This is a genomic window from Pseudalkalibacillus sp. NRS-1564, from assembly GCF_050467905.1.
Lineage (GTDB): Bacteria > Bacillota > Bacilli > Bacillales > Guptibacillaceae > Guptibacillus > Guptibacillus hwajinpoensis_B.
On record NZ_JBITPM010000040.1, the window covers coordinates 79974 to 99587 of the forward strand.

Here is a 19614-nt window from a genome sequence, read left to right on the forward strand (position 1 = left end):
GAAGGGGGCATAAGAATGAAGCCTATTCAAATAGAAAAAGTACAAGAAATCCTTGAAACATTTGAGAACAAAGAACTGTATTTTCACTTAGAAACAACGAGTGGAGCCTATGCTGCTCAAGATAAAGAAAAGCTTGCGGTTGGAGCTTACATAAGAAATGGCTCAATCAAATTCACCAATGTCAAAATGGCAGGTAGCGGTCCATTCCGCGTTGGGTTTAAATTAAATGACGGTTGGATGTATGCTGAAGGCTTAACGGATTATCAATTGGATGATGGTCGTTTATTAATGGCAGGTCATGATTCGAGCGGCCGTTTAGCAGTAGCTGTTCAATTAAGCTATACACCATTCGACTAAGGAGGAAACGATTATGGAGAAACAAGTCCTCGTTGTCTTCCCGCATCCGGATGATGAAGCTTTCGGAACTGCAGGGTTGATAACGAAATTTGTAAATGAAGGCGTGCCTGTCACTTATGCATGTGCAACGCTCGGAGAAATGGGACGCAATATGGGGAATCCATTTTTTGCGACAAGAGAAACACTTCCAGAAGTACGAAAGAAAGAATTACAAGATGCCTGCAACGCTATGGGCGTAAAAGATCTTCGCATGCTCGGGTTTAGAGACAAGACGCTTGAGTTTGAAGACCCTGAACTGCTTGTTTCTACAATTGGAGAGCTAGTTGATGAATTAAACCCATCATTAATTATTACATTTTATCCAGAATACGGTATCCATCCGGATCATGATGCTTGCTCTGCAGCTGTCATAGAAACGTTAAAACGGATCCCGAAGGAAAAACGTCCAACGGTTTATGCTTTACCAATTACTCCGGACCGTGAAGTGGTACTTGGTAAACCTGATAAAGTTTTTGACGTAACGGATGTGTTAGAAACGAAGATCAAAACCATTGAAGCTCACCGCTCCCAAACAGAGGCGATGGTGGCAAGACTTGAAGATGGTTCAATGGATCCGAATTCTGAAATGATGTCGTTTATTAAACAAGAATCCTTCTGGATCTATCCATTTGATGAATAAGATCTGTTGGGTTCATATCTATTCCGTGTAGAACATGTTATAATTTGCACTATATTACGATAGATGGAGGAATACGACCTAAATGATTACAGTTACAGATGTCGGCTTACGATATGGTGATCGTAAGCTTTTTGAAGATGTTAATATTAAATTTACTCCAGGAAACTGTTATGGACTAATCGGTGCTAATGGTGCTGGTAAGTCAACGTTTCTTAAGATTTTATCAGGTGAAATCGAACCACAAACTGGCGATGTTCATATGGGACCGGGAGAACGACTTGCCGTCCTGAAACAGAACCATTTTGAATACGAAGAGTATGAGGTTCTTAACACCGTAATTATGGGACATGCACGTCTTCATGAAGTGATGCAGGAAAAGAATGCGATCTACATGAAAGAGGATTTCTCTGATGAAGATGGTATGAAAGCTGCAGAGCTTGAAGGTGAATTTGCTGACCTTAACGGGTGGGAAGCTGAATCAGATGCAGCTGTATTGCTTAGAGGACTTGGTATTTCTGAAGATCTTCATGATAAGAAGCTTGCAGACCTTACTGGTTCTGAAAAAGTGAAAGTACTTCTTGCACAGGCTCTTTTTGGTTCTCCTGATATTCTTCTACTGGATGAGCCTACGAACAACCTTGATCTTGGCGCAATTCAATGGTTAGAAGAGTTCCTTATTAACTTTGAGAATACCGTTATTGTTGTGTCCCATGACCGTCACTTCCTAAACAAAGTATGTACGCACATGGCTGACCTTGATTACGGTAAAATCCAAGTGTATGTGGGTAACTACGATTTCTGGTATGAATCAAGCCAGCTTGCTCGTACGATGAAAGAGGATGCGAACAAGAAAAAAGAAGAGAAAGTAAAGGAACTTCAGGCGTTTATCCAGCGCTTTAGCGCGAACGCGTCGAAGTCTAAACAGGCTACGTCACGTAAGAAGCTTCTTGATAAGATTACGCTTGATGATATTAAGCCTTCTTCAAGAAAATATCCTTACGTAGCCTTTACACCAAATCGTGAAATCGGAAACGACGTGCTTCACGTTGAAGGTTTAACAAAAACGATTGATGGTGTAAAAGTACTTGATAACGTAAGCTTTATGCTAAATAAAGACGATAAAGTGGCACTCGTAGGTCGTAATGAAATTGCGAATACGGCGCTAATTAAAATCTTGATGGGTGAAATGGAAGCAGATAGCGGAACGTTCAAGTGGGGTGTTACCACTTCTCAAGCTTACTTCCCTAAAGATAACTCTGATTACTTTGAGGGTGTGGATACGAACCTTGTTAACTGGCTTCGTCAATATTCCCCAGAAGATCAAAGCGAAAGCTTCCTACGCGGCTTCCTTGGAAGAATGCTTTTCTCTGGTGAAGAAGTATTGAAGAAAGCGAGCGTTCTTTCCGGTGGCGAAAAAGTTCGCTGCATGCTTTCAAAAATGATGCTTAGCGGTGCGAATGTTCTTGTACTTGACGATCCGACAAACCACCTGGATCTTGAATCAATTACTGCACTCAACAATGGTCTTATGAATTTCAAAGGTGCAATGATCTTTACATCTCATGACCACCAGTTCATTCAAACGATCGCAAATAGAGTAATTGAAGTAACACCTAAAGGGATCATTGATAAAGAAGCAACTTATGATGAGTACCTTGAAAACACTGAATTACAAGCAAAAGCACAAGAAATGTACAAGTAATACAAAAAGCGGCACCCTTCCGGGAGCCGCTTTTTGTTTATATAATTCTTCCGACTCTTTGTACGTGACGGAGACGCAGGAAGAGCGTAATAGCAGCAACGAAAAGTCCCGCACTAAGCCCAACCCAGTAGCCGTATGGACCGAACGCTGTGTATTTCGCTAGTAAATAGCCTGAAGGAAGGCCAATCACCCAGTAAGAAATGAGACTCATAACAAGCGTTACGTTAACATCTTTATATCCTCTGAGCGCTCCTTGTATGGGAGCAGCAACGGCATCGGAAAGCTGAAAGAAGATGGCGTAAATAAGGAATACTTTAATTAAATCAAACACTTCCATGTTGCTTGTATACCAACTCGCGACGGTGTCATTGAAGAGAAATAAACAAAGAGCTGATAGTAAGGCCATTAGAACAGCAAAGACAATGCCCATATAGCTGTATTGCTTTGCATCCTGTAATCTTCTTGCCCCAACCTCAAATCCAATAGCAATTGTTAACGCCATTGATATACTAAGGGGGATCATATATAGAAGAGAGGCAAAATTAATGGCTGCCTGGTGAGCAGCGATCGTTTCGGTTGTATACGTGCTCATTAAAAGTGTAACGGCTGCAAAAATACTGACTTCAAAAAAGATAGAAAAACCTATCGGAACACCGATTTTTAGCTGTTCTTTCCAGGTAGAAAAGGATATTGGATAAAAACGTTTGAAAATCCTATACGCTCGGAATGGCCTTACTCTAATGACAACAAGTAAGGCGATTAAAAGAATAAACCAATAAGTGATCGCTGATGCATATCCAGCACCAACACCTCCTAATTGAGGGAATCCCCATTTACCGAAAATCAAAACATAATTGAAGAATACATTGATTGGAAGAGACGTGAGCGTGACTAGCATCGTCGTCCTTGTTTCTCCAAGTGCATCAAAGAAACTCCTTAGAACGGAGTAAATAAACAGTGGAATAATCCCGAAGGAAAGTCCGATGAGGTAATCTTTTGCAATTTGAGCAACTTTGTTATTAAGATCCATGGTGTTTAAAATAGGGTCTAATATAAAATAACCAACAACTAATATACTAACGGAAAGAGCAACCGAAAGATAAATGCCCTGAAGTACTGAAAATGAAACCCGATCTTCCTGCTTTGCACCGATATAATGCGAAACAATCGGAGTGATGGCAAGCAATATGCCACTTAATCCTGTAAATACAGGAACCCAGAGACTTGAACCAATGGCAACTCCTGCAAGATCATTTGCTCCAGCTCTTCCACTCATAATCGTATCTACGAAATTCATTGAGTAGAGACCAACTTGAGTGATTAAAATGGGATAAAGAATGATGACTAATAATTTGATCTTTTCCTTGATCGTTTTAGTTGGATACATGGTGCAACATCCTTGCTATGTAGAATACTGAACATGGAAATTATAGCATATTCCCCATCTTAGATTATGTAGTTATGATATACTTAGTATGTGAAGTGTTGAGCATAGTTTTGAAGTGAGGTGAATGGATCTGTGGCTACTACCAGAGACTCGAAAACAAACATTATTCTTTTTGATGGGGTTTGTAATTTATGCAATGGATTAGTGAAGTTTATGTTTAAGTATGATAAAAAAGCTGTTTTTTCTTTTGCTTCTCTCCAATCGGATACGGCTAAGCGTCTCCTTCATGACGCTGAACTAACAGACGTTCCGGATAGTGTGATTGTTATTAAGAATGGAGAGGCACTCGTTAAATCAGATGCAGCTCTTTATATTGTAAAGCAGCTAGGAGGCTTTTTTAGTCTTTTTCTTGTACTTCGACTTTTACCATTACGGCTAAGAGACAAAATTTATGACGGCATTGCAAAGCGCCGTTACAAATGGTTTGGGGAAAATGAAAGTTGTATGATTCCATCAAAAAAACAAAAAGAAAGGTTTCTATAATTTTAGGTCTAACTTTTTAATAGTTATTGTTAATTATCGTTAATTCCCATTAAATCTTTCTATATACTTCTCGAAAGCAATGAATGGCGAACGATTTTATTAAAAATATATTTAATGTTCATGTTTTAGTTGTGATGATCAAGAATGTCTGTTATGGTATTAAAGTACTAACTTAATCATTTCTTACTCGTATATTCTCAGAAATATGGTCTGAGTGTTTCTACCCGGTTCCCGTTAAAGTACTGGACTACGAGTTGAAGTATGCATGTAGCTGACTTAACATTTAGTTTTACTAATAACTTTGGCAGGGATATTTGACGCATATTTTAACTTTCGTAGGTCTGGACGGTAGAACATCTTCTACAAAATCCTGGCCTATTTCTTTTGATTTTAATACGAGAATCACATTCTAGAAAGGAAGAATGACGACGGAAGAAAAGTTTACTATTGTCAGTCACAAATCACGTATTTGATGAAGAAGAGTGTCCGAACTTACATACTAGGGAGAGAAAATCGATGAGGAAACCATTTTTTAAAAAATACGCTACATCAGCTATGATAACTTTACTTTTGTTAGTTGTTTTGTCAGCCTGTAACTCTGCACCAGAATCTTCAGCTGAACAAGAGAAAACAGAAAGACCAATCATTGTACAGGGACCAATGCCAATTGAAGCAGAAGAGTTCGCACAAAAATTAGAGAATGTAACAGAAGAAAATTCAGGTTCGTTCGTTTTTTACAAAGGAACGGTGGATGATTATCCTGTTATCGTTACGAAAACAGGTAAGGGAATGGAGAATACGGCAGCTGCAACTGCACTAGCAATAGAGAAGTATAACCCGATCGCGATTATCAATCAAGGAACATCAGGAGGACATGATCCTGAATTGGACGTATTTGATATCGTATTAGGGCAAAGAACCACAAACACGGGTTCATTAAAAACAACTAATCTCGAGGAGAATGAGGGTATTAAGCCAACGGAATGGAAACCAATGGACTTAATGGCGTCTGAAGGTAGCGCAGGAGAAGATCCAGATGCAGAAAATATCCGATACTTTGATGGAGATAAGGACTTACTTGCTGCCGCGAACGCCGTGAAGGATGAATATACAAAAGGAGAAGTTGTGGAAGGAACAATTGGTTCAGCGGATGTATGGAATAATGAAATTGATCGTATCAAGTGGTTTCATGAAAATTATGGTACATCCGTTGAAGAAATGGAAGGTGCTGCAGGAGCACAAATCGCTCAAGCTTTCGATGTGCCTTTCCTAGGGATTCGTATTCTTTCAAATAATAAAGTAAATGGAGGAGAATACAACCCAAATACTGCTGAAGCAAATCAGGAGTATGTTTATAAGGTCGTTCAACAATATATTAAGGATCAAAAAGATAACTAGCATCCATGAAGTGTCTAGTAATCGTAGACCATAAATACAACCATGGGATTTAACAAAAACAGCTTAAGTAGTAAGTGCGGAGAGAGCCGTACTTCACTTAGGCTGTTTTTTTGATCCATCTTCTTTTAAAGACTCGCGACAGAATGCTAGTTTTTTGTACATTTTATTTTACATTTTGTATAGTGCATGGAGGAAATGAATCTTCTACACTTTTATTAGAAAGAAAATTCAGTTAACTAATGTGAATAGGAGGGCATACATATGGCAGATTCAGTGAAAATTGGCCTAATTCAGGCAAAAAATGATGTGGAAGGTAGTGAATCAGTTGACCTTCACAAAGAAAAAGCCATTGAAAAACATATTCACCTTGTAAGAGAAGCAAGTGAAAAAGGAGCTCAAATTGTTTGTCTTCAGGAGATCTTCTATGGACCGTATTTTTGTGCCGAGCAGAATACAAAGTGGTATGACGCTGCAGAAGAGATCCCCGAGGGTCCAACGACAGTGAGATTTCAGGCGCTTGCTCGAGAACTTGGTATTGTCATTGTTCTACCTATTTATGAGCGAGAAGGCATCTCAACCTATTATAATACTGCTGCGGTTATTGATGCTGATGGTTCTTATCTTGGTAAGTACCGGAAACAACACATTCCACATGTAGCAGTTGGAGACAACGGACACGGATTCTGGGAAAAATACTACTTTAAGCCTGGTAATCTTGGTTATCCGGTATTCGACACGGCTTTCGCAAAGATAGGCGTGTATATTTGTTATGATCGTCATTTTCCAGAAGGAGCAAGACTGCTTGGTTTAAACGGCGCAGAGATCGTTTTTAATCCTTCTGCAACGGTAGCTGGACTTTCTGAGTACTTATGGAAGCTAGAGCAGCCAGCTCATGCTGTTGCGAACGGTTACTATCTTGGAGCCATTAATCGAGTTGGGACAGAGGGACCTTGGAACATGGGTGAATTCTATGGACAATCTTATCTTGTTGATCCACGAGGCAATTTTGTAGCGATGGGTTCAAGGGATGAAGATGAAGTGATTATCGGTGATGTAAATAAAAAGATGATTCGTGAAGTTCGAGATACGTGGCAATTTTATCGCGATCGCCGTCCTGAGACTTATGGGGAAATGACTTCACTATTGCCTTGATGGGAGTGAAAGCAGGTGTGGCTTCGCCGCCTGCTTTTTCATTTAAGGATCTATTAGTTTATCAAGCGGAAATGCGTAATTTAAACAGGGGGGACGAATATGAATACAAGCGAACCAGCGATCCAAAAGGAACTGCAGAAAAGGTTTACTGAAGTTGTTCCACCTCTCACGAATCAGGAAGCGTTTCAAGAATCTCAAAGATGTCTTTATTGCTATGATGCTCCTTGTATCAAGGCGTGTCCAACCGGCATAGATATACCAACTTTCATTAAAAAAATCGCTTCAGGAAACATGAAAGGGTCAGCAAAAACAATTATGACTGCAAACCCAGTAGGAGCGAGCTGTGCGAGAGTATGTCCGACAGAAGAACTATGTGAAGGTGCATGTGTGTTAAATCATTCGACAAAACCAATTTTAATTGGTAATTTGCAGCGTTACGCTACAGATTGGGCAATTAAAAATGATCAAGTGCTATTTAAACAAGGACAACCAAACGGGAAGAAAGTCGCCATTGTAGGTGGCGGCCCAGCCGGTCTATCAGCTGCTCGCGAACTTGCGCTACTTGGCTATAGTGTCACAATCTATGAAGCCGAGAAACAGGCAGGTGGACTTGATACGTATGGCATCGTGTCTTTTCGGTTACCAAAAGCCATTTCACTCTGGGAAGTGGAGCAAATTGAAAGGTTAGGCGTCACCATTAAAACGGGTGTGAAAATAGGCGTTGATCTTCCATTTGAAGAGTTAGTTTCAACAAATGACCGTGTTATTTTAGCAATTGGCATGGCAAATGTTCCAGATCTTCAAATTTCAGGGGAAGAAGCTGATGGTGTTTACGATGCCATTGAACTCGTCAAAATGACAAAGAATGCGCCATTTCCAACTCACTTAAAAGGAAAGAAAGTTGTTGTGGTAGGAGCAGGGAATACAGCGATTGATGGGGCAACCTGCTCTGTTCGACTCGGTGCAGAAAACGTCAAAATACTTTATCGTCGATCTGAACAAGAAATGACTGCTTATGACTTTGAATATGAATTTGCCAAGCAGGATGGCGTTGAGTTTCGCTGGTTAACACAGCCGGTTGAAATAATGACAAATGAAACTGGCGATGTAGAAGGAATGAAATGCGTCAAGATGAAGCTTGGAGAAGCGGCTGAAGATGGGCGAAGGAGGACAGAGCCTATTCCTGATTCTGAATTCCTTATTGAATGTGATGTTGTTGTGAAAGCGATTGGCCAAAAGCGGCATCTTCCATTTATAGAAGAGCTTGGTCTTGCTCATAAAGACGGTGTCATTTTAATTAACCAAGAAACGATGGAAACATCGAATCCCAAAATCTATGCGTGTGGAGATGTTATTTTCGGAAAAGGACAGGGAGAAGCCATGGTTGTTTCAGCGGCTCAACAGGGGAAAACGGCTGCTTATCATATGCATGAAAGCTTAAAAGCAACGTACTCAGCGTAAGAGGAGAAAGGGGAATATCGATGGCAGATCTTAGAACGAATCTTGCGGGTATCACTTCACCGAACCCATTTTGGTTAGCATCCGCTCCGCCTACCAATTCCGGGTACCAAGTACAACGTGCATTCGAAGCGGGATGGGGAGGAGCTGTTTGGAAAACGCTTGGAGACCCGATCCTGAATGTTTCTTCGAGATACGCAGCCGTTCATTTCAATGGCCAAAGAGTAGCGGGTTTTAATAATATCGAGCTAATTACAGATCGGCCACTTGAAGTGAATTTGAAAGAAATCTATGAAACGAAGAAAAAATTTCCTAACCACGCCGTTGTCGCTTCATTAATGGTTGAGCCTAATCAGGAAGCATGGCATGAAATCGTTAAAAAGACGGAAGCAGCTGGCGTTGATGGCCTTGAGCTTAATTTTGGCTGTCCACATGGAATGGCTGAACGGGGAATGGGCTCTGCTTCAGGGCAGGTCCCTGAGCTTGTGGAGAAACAAACTTTTTGGGCAAAAGAAGCTGCAGAAACTCCAGTCATCGTTAAGTTAACGCCTAATATTACAGATATCACAGCGACGGCTGAGGCAGCTGTTAGAGGCGGAGCTGATGCGGTGAGTATGATTAATACAATTAATAGTCTTGCTGGGGTTGATATTGATACATGGCTACCGATTCCGCATGTTGGCGGAAAAGGAGCGCATGGCGGCTACTGTGGTCCAGCGGTTAAGCCGATTGCGCTAAATATGGTAAGTGAATGTGCGAGAAACAGCCGTATTAACGTGCCGATTTCTGGAATGGGCGGTGTATCTAACTGGCAAAATGCAATTGAATTTATGTTGATGGGGGCAAGCAATGTTCAAATTTGTACAGCCGCCATGCATCACGGCTTTCGAATTGTGGAGGATCTTATCGACGGATTGTCCTCTTACCTTGACGAACGAGGCATTCTTTCGGTCCAAGACATCATTGGGAAATCTGTTCCAACCTTCTCTGACTGGGGTAATCTTGATCTTAACCATAAAGTGGTGGCGCGTATTAACAATGACGTTTGCATCAATTGCAATAAATGCCACATTGCATGTGAGGACACCTCGCATCAATGTATCGATATGCTAAATGACCCAAATGGGCATGCGATTCTTCAAGTAAGAGAAGAGGATTGCGTAGGCTGCAATTTATGTTCCGTTGTTTGTCCAGTTGATGGAGCAATCGATATGATTGAAGTGCAAAATGATTTGCCAAAAATGACCTGGAACGAACGTCAATCTCTTATCGGTTCGCTTAAAGATATCAAAATATCCAAATAAGTAGGGGGATTTTAAATGAAAAAAATCATTCGAAATGGGACCATTGTAACGGCCAGTGAAACGTACCGGGCAGATATTCTAATATCTGATGGTATTATTTCTTCAATTGGTAAGAACATCGAAGAAGAAGGAGCTGAAATCATTGATGCGAGTGATCGTTACGTATTTCCTGGAGGAATCGATCCACATACACATCTAGAAATGCCTTTTGGTGGTACGGTCTCAAAAGATGATTTTGAAACAGGGACGATTGCTGCAGCTTTTGGAGGCACCACATCTGTCATCGATTTTTGCCTTACTGAGAAAGGAAAGCCTCTATCAACAGCGATTAAGACATGGCACGACAAATCAAAGGATAAATCGGTCATTGATTATAGTTTTCATTTAATGATTAGCGAAATAAACGACAGTGTTTTAGAGCAGCTTCCTGATGTGATCAATCAGGAGGGGATCACATCTTTCAAAGTTTTCATGGCTTACAAAAACGTTTTTCAATCAGATGATGAAACCCTTTATCGAACTCTTTTAGCAGCTAAAGAACTCGGAGCATTGGTGATGGTTCATGCTGAGAATGGTGATGTGATTGAATATTTAACGAAGGAAGCGCTATCGAAAGGTCAGACTGAACCTATTTATCACGCATTAACGAGACCACCAGAAGTGGAAGGAGAAGCAACAGGTCGTGCGGCCCAATTAACTGGTCTTGCTTCTTCTCAACTATATGTTGTTCATGTTAGCTGTCAGGAAGCGGCTGATAAAATTGCTGAAGCAAGAAAGAAAGGCTATGACATCCATGGCGAGACTTGTCCGCAATATCTTGTTTTAGATCAAACCTACTTAGAGAAACCGAATTTCGAAGGTGCAAAGTATGTATGGAGTCCGCCACTTCGTGAAAAGTGGAACCAGGAAGCTCTTTGGACTGCTCTTCGAACTGGACAGCTTGAGACGATTGGTTCTGATCAGTGTTCATTTGATTTTAATGGTCAAAAAGACCTCGGTCGAGATGATTTTACAAAAATCCCTAATGGCGGTCCAATGATTGAAGATCGGTTTAGTATTCTTTTCTCGGAAGGAGTACTGAAAAGAAGAATTTCATTAAACCAGTTTGTTGATATTACTTCAACAAAATCAGCGAAGCTATTTGGATTATTTCCTAAGAAGGGGACAGTATCAATTGGAGCAGATGCAGATTTAGTTATATTTAACCCTGAAACAAAACGCAAAATCTCTGCTGAAACACATCATATGGCTGTAGATTACAATGCTTTTGAAGGAATGGAAATTACAGGTGAGCCAGAGACAGTTCTTGTAAGAGGAGAATTCGTAATTAAAAACAAACAGTTTGTAGGTACACCGGGGTCAGGGAAGTATATGAAGCGAGCAAAATATGGCAAGCTAAAAAACGTCACTGATAAGCCGATGATGATTCAGTAACAGACCGAAAAAGGGGATAGCTGAATGAAAAAAGATGAAAGCTATTTAAAGTCACCGGATCTTTTGCCCATTGCTCATAAAGATAGAAAGATAGGGACGGGCGGATTTGCAATGATGTGGGTTGGGATGGCTGTTGTTCTTGCCGCGTTTGCAATTGGTGGAGCCGGTGTTCAATCACTGTCACTTACGTGGGTTGTAGCGGCAACGATTATCGGAACCCTTGGGATTGGTTTATTTATTACAGTTATAGGTGATATCGGTATTGAACATGGTCTATCCTTTCCGGTATATATGAGGGCACCTTTTGGTACGATCGGTACACACATTCCTTCCATTGTGAGAGGACTTGCTGCTTCATTTTGGTTTGGAATCAATACGTATTTTGGTGCAACGGCAATGAATGCAATTCTATATGTACTTTTTGGATTTGATAACTGGTTTGTGTGTTTTCTGATTTTCGCAACGCTTCAGCTCGTAAACACTGCACTAGGTATCAAAGCAGTTGAACGATTCGCAGATCTCGCTGCACCAGTGATCATTATCATCTCTGTATGGATGTATGCTTCATTATCCGATCAGGCAGTTGCACAGGGGCGAGAAGTATGGGCGTGGATTGAAAGCCCTGTGACCGGTGGAGCGGCAGTTACTGCTTTTCTTGTCGTTATCTTTAGTAATATGGGATTTTGGGCAACCATTTCAGCGGACATTCCTTCTATATCAAGATTCATCAAGGCTCCTAAATTCGAGCGGAATTGGGTGAAGCGTAATAAAGGAACGTTAGTAGGTAGTATGATTGCGCTACCGATAACGCAAACCTTTATGGTTATTATTGGTGGTGTATCCTACATTGCTGTTTCGAATTATGATCCAGTCGTTGCACTGCAGGAAGCCGCCACTGGTTTAGTTCTCGGCATTTTATTATTAATGATCGTTCTTGCTCAATGGTCAACTAATGTATCTGCCAACCTAGTACCAGCTGCCACAATTTTCTCCAATGTAGGTGGACCTAAAGTTCCGTTCTGGGCAGGTGTATTTATTGCAGGTATTATAGGATCAGTTGTTCAGCCGTGGAGCTTATTTAATATTCTCATACCGATCTTGCTCATAGTTGGTGGGATCTTATCTGCGATTGTTGGAATTCTTTTTGCTGACTATTATCTTCTAAGAAAGCGTCGCGTCAACGTTCCAGATTTGTATGAGCAAAACGGTCAGTATCGTTATATGAATGGGGTAAATGCCGCTGGATTTATCGCCTGGGTTCTCGGAGGATTAGCTGCTTATTTTCTCTCAAACTATTCATTTCTTGTAGGCTTTATTGTAGGTGCTGGAACTTACTTTGTCTTAGCAAAATACTGGTGGTTTAAGAAATATGAACAAGCTGAAATGATAGACCCAAGTGATGAGAAATACCTTGGGATAACAGTTGGTCGTGATTGGACTATCATGAGTGACAGTGAATCTCATGCTGTTCAAGAAGTGGGGAGTGCACTTGACGAAAGGAGCTAAAGAAATGAGAGAACATCAGCATTATTTAATCGAACGCGAGAAGGTCGACTATTTTATTGACCGTGGATATCGAATCAATGGTATTACCGAGAATTTAAGTGGGGCATTTATAGAGTTTATTCATAAAGACATGAAATCTGATGAAATTACAAAGGAAATTCTTCATATTCAAACCCCTGATGGGAGAAAATACTTCTCAGCTCTTCTTTTAAAACAGATGCAATCCGTTACTTAGAGAGGAGGAAGCTCATGGAGTACACTTTATATTCGAAGGATAGCGCTTATCCATGCGAAGTAACGATTGATGAAGAAAATGGTCGTTATATGATAAGAAAGGCGGATACGAGCGGAGAGATTTTCAATTCAGCAGCTGAGTTAACGCTCTGGATTCGATCAAATTGGAAAGAGACGGACTTCCGGAGTAAGAAACAATATTATTATTTAATGGAGTTATTAGACGAATACGAATGGGAAGTAGACACTGGGCAGTAGTTGCCCGGTGTTTTTTTTACTTTTCGTGTACTGATGCAAATGATACCATACGAAAAAATTTCATATACCGTAATGTAATGTAAAATATTTAAGTAATTATGACTAATAATGTCATTATTTAGAGAATACCTAGAAATGATTTTCACGATGTAGTAAAGTTATCCTCACAAGATGTAAGCGCTATCATAAATGATGGTTGAAAGATTATGTGCCGTAAAACCCCTGAATAGCAAAACTTCATGATTAGATTAACCATATAATCTTCAGAAGAGGAAGTGGTAGGATGCTGCGAATGACTAGTTTAACGGTCCATGAAGTGTTAGAGAGAGAACATTTTCATCATGCTACTGTCTTAGCTGGAAAAAACGGATTAGATCGAAGAATTAAGTGGGTTCACGTTATGGAAGTAACCAGTGTAAAGCAGCTATTACACGGTGAAGAATTGATTTTATCCACAGGATTTGTTTGGAAAGATAACATAAGTGTTTTTCGCTCTATTGTGCAGCAATTGATACAAAGTAAAGCTGCTGGTCTTTGCATTGAAATAGGTACATACATGGATCATATCCCTTCAGAAATAATCGAACTTGCCGATCAGTATCATTTCCCCATTATTGCATTTACAAGAGAAGTTCGATTCGTTGATATCACACAGGACCTTCACTCCCTCTTAATTGCCCATCACTATCAAATGATTTCAGATCTGGAGCAGTTTTCACAGGAACTCAATAACCTTCTTCTTGTACCAGGATGTTTAACAAAGATTTTAACGCTACTTTCCATAAAAACAGGTATGCAGGTGATTTATAACCCTAAAGAAGCTGAGCCTATTTTTGCACCTGAAGCAACGGAAGAAAAAAAGGATACGTTTTTGCATTTTCTTACGATCCAACCAGAGGGTAAAGGCCTCGTGCTCCAACATGTTCGTGCAATGGATTATCACTTTGCGAATCTCATACTTGTCCCTGCGCAACATGCTTCGATTTCTGATTACGATATGCTACTACTTGATCGAAGTGCTACGGCAATCGCTCAATATCTTTTACGAGAATTATATATTGAAGAGAAGAAGCGAGCTCTTGAAACTGAATGGTTATACGATTGGATTGAAGGAAAGCATTCTGAAGAAAGAGTTTTATCCTATCTTGTAGATGTGGATGAAACACTTATTCCACGAGGTCTTCATGTATGCACGTGTAAATTCAAAAAACATCATGATACCTACACTTCTTCTCAGATGACATACTTTATGCTTCTCATGCGGTCTGTTTTTGAACAGGAAGGTTTCTTTGTATTATCGTTAACATCAAGGAATAAACTGATAATCATCATTCTAAATCGTCGATCTGAAGCAGATGTTGATCACCGTTTACGAGAGGCCTTTGAACGTTTTCTTCAAAGCGACATCTTACAAAAAGAGTCTGTACCAGAAGTGGAGAAAATAGGAGTAGGTAAACATGTCCACCTCTTAAAAGACATGCATAAAAGCTATGATTCATCTCTTGAGACACTTGTCATGAATGAGAAACTATTCTCACAATCATCTATAGTGACCTACTACAATGACTTCCATATTTACCGTATGATCTTCCAACTAGCTAAGGGGAGAGAACTTAATGAATTTATGTTTGATTATTTAGACCCCGTTATGCAATATGATTCGAAGAATAACAGCAACTTACTAAATACGTTGAAAGTCTACATGTGTTGCAATGGATCAAAAAAGGAAACGGCTGAACAGCTTTACGTTGTACGACAGACCCTTTATCATCGGTTAGAAAAATTGGAAGAGTTACTTGGGAGTGATTTTATGTGCTCTCCTAAGCGGCAAGCTATTGAATTCTCGTTACATGCATACGATTATTTGAAACAAAATGGATAAAATGTGCAACGTGTACAATAGGCTCCTCATCCATGTTACGTTTTGTCTAATGTATGAGTGCCATTACATCCCCTACAATAAAGATATGAACGAATCAAAGGAGGGCATGTAATGACAGTTGTAAAGAAGGAAACGGCCGTATTAAAAAACTTTGTTAATGGGGAATGGGTAAACGCCAAAAGTAAAGATACGCTTGACGTCCCAAATCCTGCAACAGAAGAGAACCTCGCATATGTGCCACTATCGTCAAAAGAAGACGTTGATCTTGCTGTTCATGCTGCGACCACTGCATTTGAAACATGGAGCAAAGTTCCTGTTCCAAAAAGGGCACGAGTATTGTTTAAGTATCATTCCCTTCTAGTGAAAAACCACGAGGAACTAGCTGAGCTCGTTGTTAAAGAAAATGGAAAGAGTTATAAAGAAGCATATGGAGAAGTGCTTCGTGGTATTGAATGTGTGGAGTTTGCGACTGGAGCACCTTCTTTAATGATGGGAGACAATCTGTCTACGATCGCTGAAAGTATAGATTCAGAGATGTTCCGCTATCCTGTGGGTGTTGTTGGGGGAATTACTCCATTTAACTTTCCAATGATGGTACCTCATTGGATGTTTCCTCTTGCCATTGCCTGTGGGAATACGTTTGTTTTGAAGCCTTCTGAACGTACGCCCATTCTTGCTAACCGTATGGCGGAACTGTTAACAGAAGCTGGTTTACCAAAAGGTGTATTTAATATTGTGCACGGTGCTCATGACGTTGTAAATGGATTGATAGAACATGAAGAAGTAAAAGCAGTGTCATTCGTAGGCTCTCAGCCCGTTGCTAAATATGTCTATGAACAAGCGGCATCACGAGGTAAAAGAGTGCAGGCGCTATCTGGTGCCAAAAATCATCATATTGTGATGCCTGATGCAGATATCGAAAAGGCTGTTCAACAAGTCATTAGTTCGACATTTGGTAGTGCAGGTCAGCGTTGTATGGCTTGTAGTGCCGTGGTTATTGTTGGAGACGGTGAAGCGTTTATTTCTGCTTTAAAAGACAAAGCAAATGAATTGAAGATGGGGAATGGATTAGATGAAGAGGTGTTGCTAACGCCAGTCATTCGAGCATCACATCGTGAAAAAGTTCTTGGATACATCGATAAAGGTTTAGAAGAAGGAGCAGCGTTAATTCGTGATGGACGCAGTGACATGAAAGAGCATGAGCAGGGGAATTTTATTGGACCTACTATCTTTGATGAAGTGACACCAGAGATGACGATTGCAAAAGAAGAGATTTTTGCACCTGTTCTTAGTTTATTACATGCTGATGGGATTGATGGAGCGCTTGGTATTCTCCGCAAATCTCGGTATGGTAACGGCGCAACAATTTATACGAAGGATGCAGGGGCGATTAGGAAATTCCGTGAAGAAGCCGATGCTGGCATGCTTGGCGTAAATGTTGGTGTTCCAGCACCTATGGCATTTTTCCCTTTTTCGGGATGGAAGGATTCTTTCTATGGAGATCTTCATGCAAATGGAAAAGATGGTGTGAATTTCTATACAAAAAGAAAAATGATTACAACTCGCTTTGACTACTAGAGGGGAGTGAAGAGTATGCATACTGCTCACGAGAATCTTGCAGGAAAAGATGAGAAATACGTCTGGCATGCGATGCGTCCATATGATCCAAAGTCTACTATGGTGATTGAGAAAGCAAATGGTGCCTGGTTAACTGATTACGAAGGAAATCAATTTCTCGATGCTATGGCTGGACTCTGGTGTGTCAATGTTGGGTACGGTCGAGACGAACTGGCTCAAGCAGCTTTCGATCAGCTTAAAGAGTTATCTTATTATCCGTTAACGCATACACACGCCCCGGCTATTAAGTTAGCAGAAAAGCTAAATGAGATGCTTGGTGGAGGATACGTTATCTTTTTCTCTAATAGCGGGTCTGAAGCAAACGAAACAGCTTTCAAAATTGCAAGGCAATACCATGAGCAAAAGGGAGAAGGAAGTAGACATAAAATTGTTTCCCGCTATAGAGCGTATCATGGTAATACAATGGGTTCATTAGCTGCAACAGGTCAGGCGCAACGAAAATACAAATATGAACCACTTGGTCAGGGTTTTTTACATGTACAGCCACCAGATACGTATAGAGAGAATCAAGATCATCAAGGACAACTACCTTCGGTCAAAGCCGTTGATGACATAATGAGATGGGAACTTAGCCAGACAATCGCCGCTATGATTATGGAACCGATCATCACAGGTGGAGGTATTATTATGCCTCAACAAGAGTACATGAAATCCGTGAAAGAAATATGTGAAAAGCACGGCGCTCTGTTAATTTGTGATGAAGTGATTTGTGGCTTCGGAAGAACAGGAAAAGCATTTGGCTTTATGAATTATGATGTGAAGCCAGATATAGTGACAATGGCAAAAGGTTTAACAAGTGGTTACCTCCCATTATCCGCAACAGCTGTTAAAGAAGAGGTCTACGAAGCATTTAAGGGAAAAGATTCTTATGATCATTTCAGACATATCAATACATTCGGCGGCAACCCAGCCTCATGTGCACTTGCCCTAAAGAATTTAGAAATAATGGAGCAGGAGCAGCTTTTTGATCGGTCACTTACATTAGGTGATAAGCTAAAGAAGCAGTTAACAGAGCGCTTAGCCACTCACCCAAATGTTGGTGATGTTCGAGGGAAAGGATTATTGGTTGGCATTGAGCTCGTCGAAGACAAGAGCACTAAGAAGCCCTTAGCAGTCAGTGAGCTAAATAAAGTAATCGCCTATTGCAAATCACAAGGTGTAATTATAGGGAAGAATGGTGACACGGTAGCAGGTTATAACAATGTTTTAACGATGGCTCCTCCACTAACGATCAAAGAAAAGGATGTCGATTTACTTGCTCAAACCGTAATTGAAGGTCTCCTACATTTATAACAGTGCGCCGAGGGCGCACTTTTTATTTGCAAGGCAGTGGTATTAATTAAAAAAGATTGAATATTTGAATATCTTATATTATAGTGAAAGTGTTACATACTGACTGGTTAGTTTAAAAGGAGGAATTATAATGAAAGCGATCCAACTGAAGGAATTTGGTGGACCCGAAGTTTTACAACTCATTGACATGGATGTTCCGGAACCAAAAGGTCATGAAGTATTAATTGAAATTCAAGCTATTGGAGTAAATTACGCTGATACAGCGAGAAGAGAAGGGCAATATGTTGTTGAAACCCCGCTTCCTTACATTCCAGGCTCCGAAGTAGCAGGTATAGTGAAAGCTGTTGGAGAGAAGGTGACTTCCGTAAAACCAGGATCATCTGTTGTGACGTTACTAGGCACGAAAAATGCGACGGGTTATGCAGAATTTACGCTAGCTGATGAAAGAGGGTTGATTGCCGTTCCTGAAGGTGTTGAACCTCAGTATGCTGTTGCGTTACCGCTACAGGGTTTGAGTGCTTACCATACACTCAAAACAATGGGACGATTTGAAAATGGGGAAACTGTCTTAATTCATGCGGCTGCAGGTGGCGTTGGAACAATAGCTGTTCAACTAGCAAGACTATGGGGAGCTAAAACGGTTATTGGAACAGCGAGTAGTGAAGAAAAAAGAAAGCTTGCTGCTGATATGGGTGCAGATCACACTGTGGACTATACGAAAGAAGGATGGGAGCAAGAAGTTTTAGATGCAACAGATGGTAATGGAGTGGACGTTATTCTGGAAATGGCAGGCGGAGACGTTTTTAGAAAATCGTTAAAGTGTCTTGCTCCATTTGGACGACTCGTTATTTATGGCGTGGCGAGCGGAGAACAAAGCCGCTTCTACCCATCCTCTCTTATGGAGAAAAATCAATCAGTAGTTGGTTTTTTTCTGCCACAAATGATGCGCAAACCAGCCCTTTATCAGAAGAGTCTCGAAGAATTGCTACATTATATGCAAAGTGGAGAATTGAAATTAACAATTGGTGGTGTATTTAATTTAGAAGAAGCATCTGACGTTCATCGTATGCTTCAAGGGCGTCAAACGAAAGGAAAACTAATCTTAACACCTTAATTCAACATAAACAAAGCCGACCTATAAAGGTCGGCTTTGTTTAGTTATAGCTGATATTCGTTTAGGTAAGTAGTACTTCGCTTTTCCACATACAACTAATTTTTAACGAATCCTATAGGATGAATGAAAAAAATGGACCGCATTTCGCTCGTATGACACTAAAGAAATAAACCGCTGTAAATATTCATTGGTAGAAAATCGATATTAGCTATTCACTATGGTAACACTTTGTGGTAATTTAGTATTGCACTGTGTTAATATTCGAAAAATTTTTC

General features: G+C 40.4%; 17 protein-coding genes and 1 riboswitch. Of the genes, 16 read left to right on the plus strand and 1 reads right to left on the minus strand.

Annotated elements, in window-relative coordinates:
- The first annotated feature begins 15 nt into the window (after positions 1–15).
- From ACIFPW_RS18295 to ACIFPW_RS18305, 3 genes are all read left to right on the plus strand, one after another.
- Positions 16–357, plus strand: coding sequence for a YojF family protein (locus ACIFPW_RS18295; RefSeq protein WP_160919492.1), 342 nt, complete (start codon positions 16–18; stop codon positions 355–357).
- A 13-nt stretch (positions 358–370) separates the two neighbouring features.
- Positions 371–1036, plus strand: coding sequence for a bacillithiol biosynthesis deacetylase BshB2 (bshB2, locus tag ACIFPW_RS18300; protein WP_194221648.1), 666 nt, complete (start codon positions 371–373; stop codon positions 1034–1036).
- 82 nt (positions 1037–1118) lie between these two features.
- Positions 1119–2738: an ABC-F family ATP-binding cassette domain-containing protein gene (locus ACIFPW_RS18305; RefSeq protein WP_226613088.1), complete on the plus strand. Its 1620-nt coding sequence runs from the start codon at positions 1119–1121 to the stop codon at positions 2736–2738.
- A 37-nt stretch (positions 2739–2775) separates the two neighbouring features.
- On the opposite strand, the gene ACIFPW_RS18310 is transcribed toward ACIFPW_RS18305, so the two are convergent.
- On the minus strand, positions 2776–4125 hold the full coding sequence (locus tag ACIFPW_RS18310) for an MATE family efflux transporter (protein ID WP_430246431.1): 1350 nt from the start codon (positions 4123–4125) through the stop codon (positions 2776–2778).
- Positions 4126–4257: 132 nt separating this feature from the next.
- Here ACIFPW_RS18310 and ACIFPW_RS18315 point away from each other — a divergent pair, with 132 nt between their 5' ends.
- From ACIFPW_RS18315 to ACIFPW_RS18375, 13 genes are all read left to right on the plus strand, one after another.
- Positions 4258–4668, plus strand: coding sequence for a thiol-disulfide oxidoreductase DCC family protein (locus tag ACIFPW_RS18315; RefSeq protein WP_430246433.1), 411 nt, complete (start codon positions 4258–4260; stop codon positions 4666–4668).
- A gap of 167 nt (positions 4669–4835) precedes the next feature.
- A riboswitch (purine riboswitch) is annotated at positions 4836–4938 on the plus strand.
- Between the two features lie 246 nt (positions 4939–5184).
- A complete protein-coding gene (locus ACIFPW_RS18320) occupies positions 5185–6066 on the plus strand; it encodes a 5'-methylthioadenosine/S-adenosylhomocysteine nucleosidase (protein WP_430246435.1) in 882 nt (293 codons plus the stop codon).
- A gap of 261 nt (positions 6067–6327) precedes the next feature.
- Positions 6328–7218: a nitrilase-related carbon-nitrogen hydrolase gene (locus ACIFPW_RS18325; protein ID WP_430246436.1), complete on the plus strand. Its 891-nt coding sequence runs from the start codon at positions 6328–6330 to the stop codon at positions 7216–7218.
- A gap of 99 nt (positions 7219–7317) precedes the next feature.
- Positions 7318–8679, plus strand: coding sequence for an NAD(P)-dependent oxidoreductase (locus tag ACIFPW_RS18330; protein WP_430246438.1), 1362 nt, complete (start codon positions 7318–7320; stop codon positions 8677–8679).
- 20 nt (positions 8680–8699) lie between these two features.
- Complete coding sequence (gene preA, locus ACIFPW_RS18335; RefSeq protein WP_430246439.1) at positions 8700–9980, plus strand: NAD-dependent dihydropyrimidine dehydrogenase subunit PreA; 1281 nt, start codon at positions 8700–8702, stop codon at positions 9978–9980.
- Positions 9981–9995: 15 nt separating this feature from the next.
- Positions 9996–11414, plus strand: coding sequence for a dihydropyrimidinase (gene hydA, locus ACIFPW_RS18340; protein ID WP_430246441.1), 1419 nt, complete (start codon positions 9996–9998; stop codon positions 11412–11414).
- Positions 11415–11438: 24 nt separating this feature from the next.
- Positions 11439–12920, plus strand: a complete 1482-nt coding sequence (locus ACIFPW_RS18345; protein WP_430246443.1) for an NCS1 family transporter — start codon at positions 11439–11441, stop codon at positions 12918–12920.
- Between the two features lie 4 nt (positions 12921–12924).
- Complete coding sequence (locus ACIFPW_RS18350) at positions 12925–13155, plus strand: hypothetical protein (RefSeq protein WP_430246445.1); 231 nt, start codon at positions 12925–12927, stop codon at positions 13153–13155.
- A gap of 14 nt (positions 13156–13169) precedes the next feature.
- Positions 13170–13412 (plus strand): hypothetical protein, encoded by a 243-nt coding sequence (locus ACIFPW_RS18355; RefSeq protein ID WP_194221659.1) that lies wholly within the window; start codon positions 13170–13172, stop codon positions 13410–13412.
- Positions 13413–13704: 292 nt separating this feature from the next.
- Positions 13705–15294, plus strand: coding sequence for a PucR family transcriptional regulator (locus ACIFPW_RS18360; RefSeq protein ID WP_430246446.1), 1590 nt, complete (start codon positions 13705–13707; stop codon positions 15292–15294).
- Positions 15295–15405: 111 nt separating this feature from the next.
- Positions 15406–16872, plus strand: a complete 1467-nt coding sequence (locus ACIFPW_RS18365) for a CoA-acylating methylmalonate-semialdehyde dehydrogenase (protein ID WP_283152100.1) — start codon at positions 15406–15408, stop codon at positions 16870–16872.
- Positions 16873–16887: 15 nt separating this feature from the next.
- Positions 16888–18225, plus strand: coding sequence for an aspartate aminotransferase family protein (locus tag ACIFPW_RS18370; RefSeq protein ID WP_430246448.1), 1338 nt, complete (start codon positions 16888–16890; stop codon positions 18223–18225).
- Positions 18226–18355: 130 nt separating this feature from the next.
- The gene (locus ACIFPW_RS18375) at positions 18356–19339 is read left to right on the plus strand and encodes a quinone oxidoreductase family protein (RefSeq protein WP_430246450.1); all 984 of its coding nucleotides are present in this window, start codon (positions 18356–18358) and stop codon (positions 19337–19339) included.
- Positions 19340–19614: the final 275 nt, after the last annotated feature.

Excerpts from the sequence above, each read along its gene's own strand:
- ACIFPW_RS18295 (WP_160919492.1), top strand. The coding sequence starts at position 16 with ATGAAGCCTATTCAAATAGAAAAAGTACAAGAAATCCTTGAAACATTT.
- bshB2 (WP_194221648.1), top strand. The coding sequence starts at position 371 with ATGGAGAAACAAGTCCTCGTTGTCTTCCCGCATCCGGATGATGAAGCT.
- ACIFPW_RS18305 (WP_226613088.1), top strand. The coding sequence starts at position 1,119 with ATGATTACAGTTACAGATGTCGGCTTACGATATGGTGATCGTAAGCTT.
- ACIFPW_RS18310 (WP_430246431.1), bottom strand. The coding sequence starts at position 4,125 with ATGTATCCAACTAAAACGATCAAGGAAAAGATCAAATTATTAGTCATC.
- ACIFPW_RS18320 (WP_430246435.1), top strand. The coding sequence starts at position 5,185 with ATGAGGAAACCATTTTTTAAAAAATACGCTACATCAGCTATGATAACT.
- ACIFPW_RS18325 (WP_430246436.1), top strand. The coding sequence starts at position 6,328 with ATGGCAGATTCAGTGAAAATTGGCCTAATTCAGGCAAAAAATGATGTG.
- ACIFPW_RS18330 (WP_430246438.1), top strand. The coding sequence starts at position 7,318 with ATGAATACAAGCGAACCAGCGATCCAAAAGGAACTGCAGAAAAGGTTT.
- preA (WP_430246439.1), top strand. The coding sequence starts at position 8,700 with ATGGCAGATCTTAGAACGAATCTTGCGGGTATCACTTCACCGAACCCA.
- hydA (WP_430246441.1), top strand. The coding sequence starts at position 9,996 with ATGAAAAAAATCATTCGAAATGGGACCATTGTAACGGCCAGTGAAACG.
- ACIFPW_RS18345 (WP_430246443.1), top strand. The coding sequence starts at position 11,439 with ATGAAAAAAGATGAAAGCTATTTAAAGTCACCGGATCTTTTGCCCATT.
- ACIFPW_RS18350 (WP_430246445.1), top strand. The coding sequence starts at position 12,925 with ATGAGAGAACATCAGCATTATTTAATCGAACGCGAGAAGGTCGACTAT.
- ACIFPW_RS18355 (WP_194221659.1), top strand. The coding sequence starts at position 13,170 with ATGGAGTACACTTTATATTCGAAGGATAGCGCTTATCCATGCGAAGTA.
- ACIFPW_RS18360 (WP_430246446.1), top strand. The coding sequence starts at position 13,705 with ATGACTAGTTTAACGGTCCATGAAGTGTTAGAGAGAGAACATTTTCAT.
- ACIFPW_RS18365 (WP_283152100.1), top strand. The coding sequence starts at position 15,406 with ATGACAGTTGTAAAGAAGGAAACGGCCGTATTAAAAAACTTTGTTAAT.
- ACIFPW_RS18370 (WP_430246448.1), top strand. The coding sequence starts at position 16,888 with ATGCATACTGCTCACGAGAATCTTGCAGGAAAAGATGAGAAATACGTC.
- ACIFPW_RS18375 (WP_430246450.1), top strand. The coding sequence starts at position 18,356 with ATGAAAGCGATCCAACTGAAGGAATTTGGTGGACCCGAAGTTTTACAA.